This window comes from Vaccinium witches'-broom phytoplasma str. VAC, from assembly GCF_000309405.1.
Classification (GTDB): Bacteria; Bacillota_I; Bacilli_A; order Acholeplasmatales; family Acholeplasmataceae; genus Phytoplasma.
Genome location: NZ_AKIN01000003.1, coordinates 1 through 10,572 on the forward strand (window position 1 = coordinate 1; position 10,572 = coordinate 10,572).

Here is a 10,572-nt window from a genome sequence, read left to right on the forward strand (position 1 = left end):
ATAATTTTTTATGATAATATAAATAAGAGTGGTATTTTTTTATTTATTTAAAGGAAGTGTAAAAAAAAATGATTTTAGTTAAATTTTTAAGAAATATAGATTTGAAACCTTATTTTTATTACGCTTTAGAAGAATATATTTTAAACAATGTTTTAAAAGAAATGGATGAAGTCTTTTTTTTTATATGGACTATTAAAGGTGTTGTAATAGGTAAAAACCAAGTTATCGAAAACGAAGTTAATTTGGATTATGTTAAAAAAAATAAGATTAATCTTTTTCGTCGTCCTACTGGTGGAGGATGTGTTTATAATGATGAAGAAACTCCTCTTTATAGCATCATTACTAAAAGAAAAAACCAAAATTTCACTTTTAAAGAACATTTGAATAAAATTATTTCCCCTTTTAAAAAATTAGGAGTTGATTTATATTTTAGTGGTAGAAACGATATTTTGTTAGAAAATAAAAAAGTCTCTGGAAACGCTTTTTTACAAAATCAAAACGGCATTATCATTCATGGTACTTTACTGTATAATTGTGATATAGACGTGATGGTGCGTTGCATTACACCAAGTAATGAAAAATTAATTTCTAAAGGAATTGATAGCGTTTCTGCTCGTGTGACAAATTTAAAAGACCATTTAGATGGCATGTCAAAAGACGAATTAGTACGTTATTTAGAAAAAGAATTAGCGCAAAAAGAATATGTTTTGATCGAAGAGGAAATAACCAAAGTTGAAATGTTGTCGCAAAAATATTCTTCTGAAAAATGGTTATATTTTGAACATCCTCAGTATTCTAAAACTTTGAAAAAACATTTCTCTTGGGGAAAATTAGAAATTTTATTAGATTTACAAAAAGGTAAAATTCAACAAATGAATTTAAGAGGTGATTTCTTTCATAAAGAAGATAATTTATCCTTATTTATTGACCCATTTATAGATGTTTATTATCGTAAAGAAGATTTAGAAAAAGTCTTAAAAACTCATAATATAGGTGATTATATTTTAAACGCTAATAATCAAGATTTATTATCTTTATTAGAAGAAGGGTTGTTAATTTAAAAAAAATAAAAAAATTATTTCTCTTTTTTAGTAAAAATAGAAATAAAAAATGTATAATAAAAGGAAGGGATATGAATAAAAACAAGAAACAAGTTTTATTAAAAAAGATGATTGTTGTTTCACTTTTTATAGCAATTTCTTTCTTTTTAGAGATGGTCTTTGTTAAATTATTTTACAGTGGACAGAATTGTCATATTACTTTAATAAGAATAGAATTATTACCTCTTATTTTGATAGGATTTTTATTTGGATGGAAATTCAGTTTCTTTTCTAATTTATTATATGTAGCAATTCATATTTGCATGGAATATGCGATGGATAGGCATTTTTTTGAATTACTTTTAAAAGATACAGAATCGAAAAAGGCATTATTTTTAGGCTTATTATTTTTTGTATTTGTGATGCCTTATTTAGCTTGTACTATTTCAGGTTTTTTTCACCGCAAAGAATTAAGACATTTATCACAAGGTAAAGTTATTGCAGGAAGTTTATCGTTAATAGCGATTGTTCAAATTATTTCTTATGCCGTTTTTTCTTTTCTGCTTTATCATAACCAGTCTCATGAAATTTTACATGAATACGAAAGCGTCATAAAGGATTCTAATTTGCCATATAAACTAATTTTGGGTTATTACATATTATCTGTTGTTTTACAAAATATAGTTATTGGTTTTATTTTGTATTTTTTGAATCCTATTTTAAAAGTAAATTTAGAAAGTTTTTCGTTAGAATAAAAAAAATTGAATAATTTTCTTTTGCAAAAAAAATTATTCAATGAATTTATCTATTACTTTAAGATAATCAATTCTTGGATTATAATTAAACGGAATGCTAAAGAGCTCTTTTTCAAAAATTTGATAACTGATATTTTTAGCCTTATTATTGTTTAAAAAATTAGTTAAAAAATCAATCGGTAAATAAAAATACTTATTTTTAACTTTAAAATGAACAATAAAAAAAGCAATTCCGTTAAATTTTTGTGTTCTTTGTAAAATCTCTATTTGATGTTGAGGAATATTACTCAGTGAAAAGATGTTTTTATTGTTAGTTTCTTTAACATCGAAAGATAGATATTTACCTTTGTAAATACCGTGATAATCCGGTAGAGAAGAAGTACGATAATAAGCTTCCACTATTTTAGCTTGTTTTCTTTGAGGGTATTCTACTCTTACTACTTGGATAGGGATTTCGTTTTTATAAACTAATGCTATTTCTTTTTCTTGATAAAAACGATTAGTTAAATTAATATCTCTCTCTAAATTAGCGCCTAAATTGCTTTTGTTGCTGATAACGTTATTTTTTTCTTTTTTGAAAGGGTAATCCATGGATATTATTTATCTACTTTCTAAGATTTCATGTTTCCTTCGTTTAAGGACGAATTAATAAAAAATCATTTTTAACAATTTCCATTATAAAATAATTTTTAACAATTTCTAAAGATTAATAAAAATTTTTGTTCAAGGAGTATAAATTACATTTCATGAAAGAAATAAATTTTTTTGCCTTAGGTGGTATAGGGGAAAATGGAAAAAATTTTTATTTATTGAAAGTAGATTCTTCTTATTTTATTTTAGATGCAGGACTTAAAAATCCTAATGTAGTCTCTAATGGGATAGATTGTGTTATTCCTGATTATCATCGCTTGGAATCTATTAAAGAACAAATCAAAGGTATTTTCATCACTTCCGCTTTCGAAACTCATTCTGGCGCTTTGCCATATATGATGGATTATTTAGAAGATATTCCGGTTTACGCTTCTGACTTCACTATTGAAGTTTTAAAAATAAATTTATACCAAAACAACGTCAATACACATAATGTAGAATTTAGAGCTGTTCAAGATAAATCAGTAATAGATTTTGGCAACACTAAAGCGCATTTTTTTGGGATATCTCATTTTTTACCGGAAACTTTAGGGGTTGCTTTTGAGACTTCACAAGGTTTGATAGTGTATATTAGTGAGATGCATTTTGTTCAATCTAAAGATGTTAATTTTCAAACTAACTTTGCTCATTTATCAGAGTTATCGCAAAAAGAAGTTTTAGCTTTAGTTCCTGCTTCACAAGGAGCTTTTAGCATTATTACTCAAAAAAAAGAAGAAATTTTAGAATACTATTTGAGTAGTTATTTTGCTAGTATAGAAAACAATATTATTATTTCTTTTTTAGTTCCTGATTTATTAAAAATTCAGTTAGCGATTGATTTAGCTTTAGAGGCTAATTTAAAAATTGTTATTTTAGGGCGTAAAAGCGAAAAAATTATTGACGTTGCTTTACAAAAAAATTATTTAAAAATTCCGGCAAAATCTTTAATTAATTTAAAAACATCCACAGATTATTTAAAATATAAAAATTTAGTGGTGATAGTAGTAGGAAAACGTTTTGAACCTTTTTATAGATTGCAAAGAATGTGTAAACAAACCGACCGTTTGATGAAACTACATCCTAAAGATAAGATTTTATTATTATCTATCGAAGCCACTGGAGTGGATAAAATTCAAAATAAAACAGTTGATATTTTAGCTCGAAAAGGTTTTATTGTCGATGTTTTAGAAAAAGATTTATTAAAGTCTTCTTCTTATAATTATGAAGAGAATTTCAAATTAATGTTACATTTATTAAAACCTAACTTTTTAATGCCTGTAGCGGGCGAATATAGACATCAATGCCAAATTAAGAAAAACGCTCAAAAATTCAATTATCCTAATAATAAAATTTTCTTATTGGAAAATGGTGATGTTTGGAATTATGATTTCAAAAATAAACCTTATGTCAAAAAAAATTTTTTCAAAAATTTAGGGGAAATTTTAATTGATGGAACACCGGTTTTAGAAGGTAATGATTTCATTTTAAAAGATAGAGAACTTTTAGCTAACGATGGCGTTATCATCATTGTTTGTAATCTAGATTTAAAAGCCAGAGAAATCGTGGGCAATGTGGAATTAATTAGCAAAGGTTTTTTAAACAAAAGCAATACGGATGCGATTTTCGAGAAACTAAAAGATTTATTCGCTAAAATAAGTAAAGGTTTTTTAATGATTAATAAACAAGTTAAATGGAGTGATTTCAAAAATAACTTAAGAGAAGATTTATCTAAGTTTATTTATAAAGAAACAAAAAAGAAACCAGTCGTTATTCCTGTTTTAATTTCTATTTCACGTTAAGAAAAACATTCTTTAAAAAAATATCAAGAAAGGAAAAAAGGTTGAAATATATTAAATGGAAATGATCAATCAAAACGTTTCTCCGAAAGAATTTGATATTGTCTTTTACGCTTTGGGCGGATTAGGCGAAGTCGGTAAAAATATGTATGTTTTTGAAATCGATCAAAAGATTTTTATTGTTGATTCAGGTATTTCTTTTTCTGATGATTCCTTTTTAGGAGTAAACTATATTATTCCTAGTTATGAATATTTACTGCAAAACGAACATAAAATTGTGGGTTTATTTATTACTCACGGACACGAAGATCATATCGGCGGTATACCTTTTTTATTGAAAAGAATAAACATTCCTAAAATTTATGTGACGGGCATTGCTTATGATTTAATAGAATTGAAATTAATAGATTATAAATTAAATAAATATATCAGTATTTTAGAAAAGTATAATAATAATTCTAAATTTGTTTTGGATAATACAGAAGTTTCTTTCATTCGTTTGAACCACTCTATTCCGGATACTTTTGGTATTGTTTTTAAAAATAAAGATAATGTGGTTTTTTATACTGGAGATTTTAAAATCGATAACACTCCTGAAGGTCCTTTAGCAGAATATTCTAAATTATCTGATTTAGGTAAAGATGGTGTTTTATGTTTATTTTCTGATTCGACCAATTCCCAAAATGAAGGTATGATTCAGTCTGAGCACAAAATTGGTGCTACTATTAATCAACTTTTTTATAAAATAAAAGGGAGAATAGTGATTGTGACTTTTGCTTCTAACTTTTACCGTATTAAACAAATCATTGAAGCTAGTGTTTTAACTGGCAGAAAAGTGGCTGTTTTTGGTAGAAGTATGGAAAAAGCAATAGAAACAGGCATGAAAAACGGTTATTTAAAAATCCCTAAAGACACTATTTTAAATAACAATGATATTGAGAAATACGATGATGTGACTTTACTTTGTACAGGCTCTCAAGGAGAACCATTAGCAGCTCTGAGTCGAATGGCTAATGGGATCCATAGACAAGTTAAATTAAACCAAAAAGATACGGTTATTTTCTCTTCTTCACCTATTCCCGGTAATCAAGATAGTATTAATAAAATCTTGGATTTACTCTTTAAAATGGATGTAGAAGTAATTGTACACGGCTTATTGATGGATACGCATACTTCAGGTCACGCTAGCCAAAATGATTTAAAATTAATGTTGAATTTAATTAAACCGAAATATTTTATTCCCGTTCATGGCGAACATGTGATGTTAATTCATCATAAAAAATTAGCGATTGAATGTGGTGTAGAACCGGGTAATATTTTAATTTTAGATAATGGCGATGTGGCAGGTATTAGCCAAGAAAAAACTCAATTAATCGGTCGTATCCCTTCGGATAATATTTATATTGATGGTTCGGGCGTAGAAGATGTGGGCAACCTGATTTTAAAAGAAAGAAGAATTTTAAACGAAGAAGGATTGCTCTCAGTTGTTATTAGTATCGATTTAAAACAAAAGAAAGTTCTTAACTTTCCGATGATTGTTTCGCGCGGTTTTATTTATATGAAAACTAATCAAGAATTAATTAAAAAATTATCTTCTGATGTTAAAAAAATGGTGCAAAATTTATTACGCTTAGATAAAGTCAATAAAAGCTATTTGAAAAAATCTGTGATTGATTTTATTACTCCAAGGATTTATGAATCTACCTTAAGAAATCCGATTATTATTCCGATTTTTTTAACGGTTTAAAGTGATTAAAAGATCTTAATCTTCAAAACAAAAAGATAAATTATTTCTTTTATTTTGTTAAGATTAAGTTTTTCTAATTTAAAATATAAGTATTGAAAATAAAGAAAATAAAAAATTTGCAAAAAAAAGTTTTTTTAAAATAATTAAAAGGAGATAATAAAAATAAAATGAGTGCAAAAAAAAATAATCAATGTCACCTTGTAACAGATAATGCAACTGTAGAAGTTAAAGTGAGATACGTTAAACAAAATAATAAAAACGTAAGAGAATGGTATACTAATAATTTAAAAATTAATTATGATGGTAAAAATTATTCTTTTGATGAAGTAGTTTTAGTTTTCGGTCATATTGATAGTGATAATCCTGAGTTTTTCTTACAACCTGGTCAAAAAGTTAAAGTTTTAGGCGGAAAGATAAGCTCTCTTGATACATCAGTTAAAAACAATGTTTTAACAATCGATAAATTCCAACAGTTAAGCGACCAAACGCAAAAATAATTAAGATTCTTGTTTTTTTGTTAATAGATATTTTCTTACGAAATAAGATTAAATTGGTTTTTAAAATAGTAAATTTGTTTAAGTTAATATTTAGTTTAATAATGTAAACTCCGATAAAATCATTTATTAATTTTAAAAGTAGTAATAGAGAATTTCTTTTTATTTTAAAAAAATTTTAAAGGTTAAAAAAGAAAATATGCCAGAATTGCCAGAAGTCGAAATCATTATTCGCCATTTACATAAAAAATTGGTTAACCGCACTATTAAAGGTATAAAAGTTTTTTATGAACCTATTGTACAAAATATTGCTCGTTTTAACCAAATGTTAAACCAAACTTTTTTAGACGTTCAAAGAAAAGGTAAATATTTGCTTTTTTTCTTAAGTGATGATTGGGTGCTTGTAGGACATTTACGAATGGAAGGTAAATTATATTTAAAATCTCAAAAAGATTGTCTAAAAACAGGAAAACATGAGTATTTTCGTCTTCTTTTAGATAATGATATGGTGTTGCAATATTATGATTTTCGTAAATTTGGGCGTTTTTTATTATTTAAAAAAGATCGTTATTTAGAAGAAAGCAAATTAGAGTGTTTAGCTCTAGATCCTTTTTTAATCAATCCAAAGGCTTTTTATGATCTTTTGCAAAAAACACGTGTCGCGATTAAGAAGGTTTTGTTAAACCAACAAATTATTTCCGGGATTGGCAATATTTATGCTAACGAAATTTTATTTGCTGCGCGGTTACATCCAGAAACTAAAGCAACCTATCTTAATTTTGCTCAAACACAATTAATTTTAACTAAAGCGCAATTTATTTTAGAAGAATCTATTGTTTTGGGTGGGACTACTATTAGTACTTTCAATGCTTTAGGGCAAACGGGTTCTTTTCAAAATAAGCTCTTAGTGCATGGCAAAGATAAGCAAAATTGTGTAGTTTGTCAAAATAAAATTGAAAAAAGACAAATAGGCGGGCGTGGTTCTTATTTTTGTTCTCATTGTCAACCCATGATAACTAAAAAAGATTAAATTATTTAAAAAATATTTTTTAAAGGAGATTCATAGTGTTTGCTTTACAAAATTTTAACGTTCATAATCGCAATATCTTATCTCATGAAGAACAAAAAATTTTAACTTTATTGTATCAGCCTTTAATAGGAACAGACGCTATAGGCCTTTATTACGCTTTATCTTTTTTCAATTCTAATGATCTGGAGGGGACTAATTTGATTCATCAATTTTTATTGGATTTATTAAACATTGATGAAAAAACTTTTGTCCAATTTAAAGACAAACTAGAAGCAGTGGATTTGTTAACGACTTATGAAAATAAAAAAAAAGAGAATCTTTATGTTATTAATCCTCCTTTAAGCGCGGTTTTATTTTTTCAAGATCCTCTTTTGAGTCAATTCTTATTAAGTGAGGTCGGCGAACATATTTATTTCTCTTTGGAAAAGATATTACTGCCAGAAACTTCCTTAAATTTAACGACTTATCAAAACGTAAGTAAACATTTTGCTGACGTTTATCATTTTGAAAAAATGAATCCTCAAGAAACTTTAAATAGTTTTAAATATAATAATGAACAAAAAAAACAAACTACTGTATTACAAAAATATTTTAATTATGAATCTTTTTTAAACCATTTATCGGAAAGATTTAAAAAACCTTTTTTATTGGAATGGCAAAACATGGATTATATTATTAAATTAGCTTTCTCGTATGCTTTAACACCTGAAGAAATGGCTGCTTTATACCAAGAAAGCTTTCGCAATAATTATGAAGATGATCTAGATTTAAACCATTTAAGAAATAGTTTAAATCTTAAGTTTTCGCAAAGTAATGCTAAAATTAAAACTTTAAGCAATAAAAATTTAAATACGGAAACCAACGAAATGATTCTTTATTTGAAAAATTCTCACCCCCATAGGATTATTAAGAATTTTAGTAAAAATAAACGTTTTGGTGCTGATTTGTATGATACTGTATTTTTGTTGTTGAAAAAAACAGAGGTCGAAATTGGAGTTATTAACGCTTTAATTATGTATGTTTGTAAGATAAAAGCTCATAAAGATGATTCTTTTATTTCTTATAATTATTTTGACACAATTTTAAAATCTTGGACTAAAAAAGGGATTATAACTACCGAGACGGCTTATGATTACCTTATGGAAGAAAACGTCTTTAAAACTAGAAAAAAAGACAATAAAAACAGTCCTGCTTGGTTAGATAATTTCAAAAAAGAATTAGGATTTAAAAATTAAAAGGTGTAATGATGGTTTTATTAAATAAAAAATATTTAGATGAAATGAAAGAAGTTATCTCTAACGATCCGGAGACTAAAAACTTAAAAGTAGAAGATAAAGATGTAATCATGGTTTTTAATTATCTACAAAATAAGCATAAAGATCACAGGTTTGGTTATAAACAAGTTTTAAAAACTAAACCTTATCTGCATATTATGTTACAAGAGACAACTGCAACCAAACATATCGATTTAAAAAATAACTTAGAACAAAATAATATTTTATTTAACCAAGATTTAAAACTAGAAGAAGTTGATTTAAATGCTTTTCAAATTAATAATTTAGTGCAAGAAAAAATTTTGCAAAAAACTAAAGAGATGATAAGGTCTTTTGATCGTGTTAAAACAGGCTTTTATCTTCATGGACATTTTGGGACAGGAAAAACTTTCCTTCTTAAAGCTTTAACCAAAGAATTAATCAATAAAAATATCTCTGTTTTATTTATTTTTATGCCTGATTTAGCCCGTCAATTTAAAACTACTTGGTATAGCGATCTCTTAGAAAAAAAAATTTATTATTTGAAAAAAGTGCCTTGCTTAATTTTAGATGATATAGGTTCTGAAAACATGACTTACTATTTTAGAGATGATGTTTTACTGCCTTTATTATATTATCGTTTCGAACATAAATTGCCCACTTTTTTTAGTAGTAATTTTGATTTAGAAGATTTATTTAATTATTTTAAATCTTTTCAAGATTTCAATAGCGAAATCAAAGCTTATAAAATAGTTAACCTTATTAAAAAAAACACCTCTATTTATAACTTTTCGGCTTTAAACAAAGAGATTTAAAAGAACTTTCTTTCTTTTTTATTATAAAATAAATATTTTCCATAATTAAAATAATTTCCATAATATAATAAAAATAGGGATTTTTAATGATTAAACCAGTTTTATTAGCTTTGAAAAAGTCATATAATTGGTTTTTTTCAATACTAGGAGCGACTAATTGAGCGTTTTGCAATACTTCTTTGTATTTAGTATTACCCATCGCGATGCCTATGTCTGCTAGTTTTAACATTTCAATATCATTGTGTCCATCGCCAATACAAACCACTTGGCAATCAGGATATAATTTTTTAATTTTTTTAATTCCGGAAGCTTTGTTGAAATAACGATACACTAAATCGCTTCTTTCTGGACGAGAAAAATAAGGTTTTAAAACTTCTATTTCTTGACATAATTTATCTACTACAGTGTTATCTTCATGAAAAGCCCATATTTGGTAAACATCATAATCTAATTTTTCAACATGGAAATTTTCGTTAACATTTATTTGTTGGCCTTCTTTAATAATCCATTTTCTTTTGCCGTCGGTTTCGATTAATTTTGCCACTTCAGAATTAATCACAACAATCTCTCTTTTATCTAAACCAATAATACCTAAGCCAATAGAATACTCTTTCCCTTTATTAATGATTTTCTTTAATAATTCTTTGGAAAGTTTTTGTTCGTAGATATTTTTTTGATCGGCGATAATATAACTACCATTCATTAACACTAAATTTTCAAAAAGAGGCAATAAATCGCCTAAATTCGATATTCCTCCGCGACTTCTACCTGTTGCTATTCCTAATTTAACATTAGGTTCTTTCGCTAAAGCTTGAATCAATTGGCGAGTTGGAGGGTGGATAACATACTCTCTAGTTATTAAAGTACCATCAATATCAAAAAAAAATATTTTTTTCATTAAAAAAAACCTCACTTTTATTTTTTATTTAATTGTTTTAAAAAGGAATTTAAAAAATATAGCGCTTCTTCAAGAGAAAGAGAATCATTCTTTTTGATATTTTAAGGAAATAAA

10 protein-coding genes are annotated in these 10,572 nt (G+C 26.3%); 8 read left to right on the top strand and 2 right to left on the bottom strand.

Features of this window, described 5'->3' with window-relative positions; all coding sequences use genetic code 11:
* Positions 1–68: 68 nt before the first annotated feature.
* Positions 69–1,061, top strand: a complete 993-nt coding sequence (locus tag RI68_RS00160) for a lipoate--protein ligase (protein ID WP_017193271.1) — start codon at positions 69–71, stop codon at positions 1,059–1,061.
* A gap of 71 nt (positions 1,062–1,132) precedes the next feature.
* The gene (locus RI68_RS00165; protein ID WP_017193272.1) at positions 1,133–1,795 is read left to right on the top strand and encodes an ECF transporter S component; all 663 of its coding nucleotides are present in this window, start codon (positions 1,133–1,135) and stop codon (positions 1,793–1,795) included.
* 33 nt (positions 1,796–1,828) lie between these two features.
* On the opposite strand, the gene recU is transcribed toward RI68_RS00165, so the two are convergent.
* Positions 1,829–2,386 carry a Holliday junction resolvase RecU gene (gene recU, locus RI68_RS00170; RefSeq protein ID WP_017193273.1) on the bottom strand — a complete coding sequence of 186 codons (558 nt, stop codon included), beginning with the start codon at positions 2,384–2,386 and terminating at the stop codon, positions 1,829–1,831.
* 155 nt (positions 2,387–2,541) lie between these two features.
* On the opposite strand from recU, the gene RI68_RS00175 reads away from it, so the two are divergent.
* The 6 genes from RI68_RS00175 (at position 2,542) to RI68_RS00200 (ending at position 9,560) form a co-directional block, all read left to right on the top strand.
* Positions 2,542–4,224: a ribonuclease J gene (locus tag RI68_RS00175; protein ID WP_017193274.1), complete on the top strand. Its 1,683-nt coding sequence runs from the start codon at positions 2,542–2,544 to the stop codon at positions 4,222–4,224.
* 55 nt (positions 4,225–4,279) lie between these two features.
* Positions 4,280–5,968: a ribonuclease J gene (locus RI68_RS00180; protein WP_017193275.1), complete on the top strand. Its 1,689-nt coding sequence runs from the start codon at positions 4,280–4,282 to the stop codon at positions 5,966–5,968.
* Between the two features lie 167 nt (positions 5,969–6,135).
* Positions 6,136–6,465 (top strand): hypothetical protein, encoded by a 330-nt coding sequence (locus tag RI68_RS00185; RefSeq protein WP_017192318.1) that lies wholly within the window; start codon positions 6,136–6,138, stop codon positions 6,463–6,465.
* A gap of 196 nt (positions 6,466–6,661) precedes the next feature.
* Entirely contained in the window at positions 6,662–7,492 is an 831-nt protein-coding gene (mutM, locus tag RI68_RS00190; RefSeq protein WP_017193276.1) for a DNA-formamidopyrimidine glycosylase, read from the top strand.
* A gap of 35 nt (positions 7,493–7,527) precedes the next feature.
* Entirely contained in the window at positions 7,528–8,727 is a 1,200-nt protein-coding gene (locus RI68_RS00195; protein WP_017193277.1) for a DnaD domain protein, read from the top strand.
* A gap of 11 nt (positions 8,728–8,738) precedes the next feature.
* Positions 8,739–9,560, top strand: coding sequence for an ATP-binding protein (locus RI68_RS00200; protein ID WP_017193278.1), 822 nt, complete (start codon positions 8,739–8,741; stop codon positions 9,558–9,560).
* Here RI68_RS00200 and RI68_RS00205 read toward each other — a convergent pair.
* Positions 9,523–10,458 (bottom strand): HAD family hydrolase, encoded by a 936-nt coding sequence (locus RI68_RS00205; protein WP_017193279.1) that lies wholly within the window; start codon positions 10,456–10,458, stop codon positions 9,523–9,525. The genes RI68_RS00200 and RI68_RS00205 overlap by 38 nt on opposite strands.
* Positions 10,459–10,572: the final 114 nt, after the last annotated feature.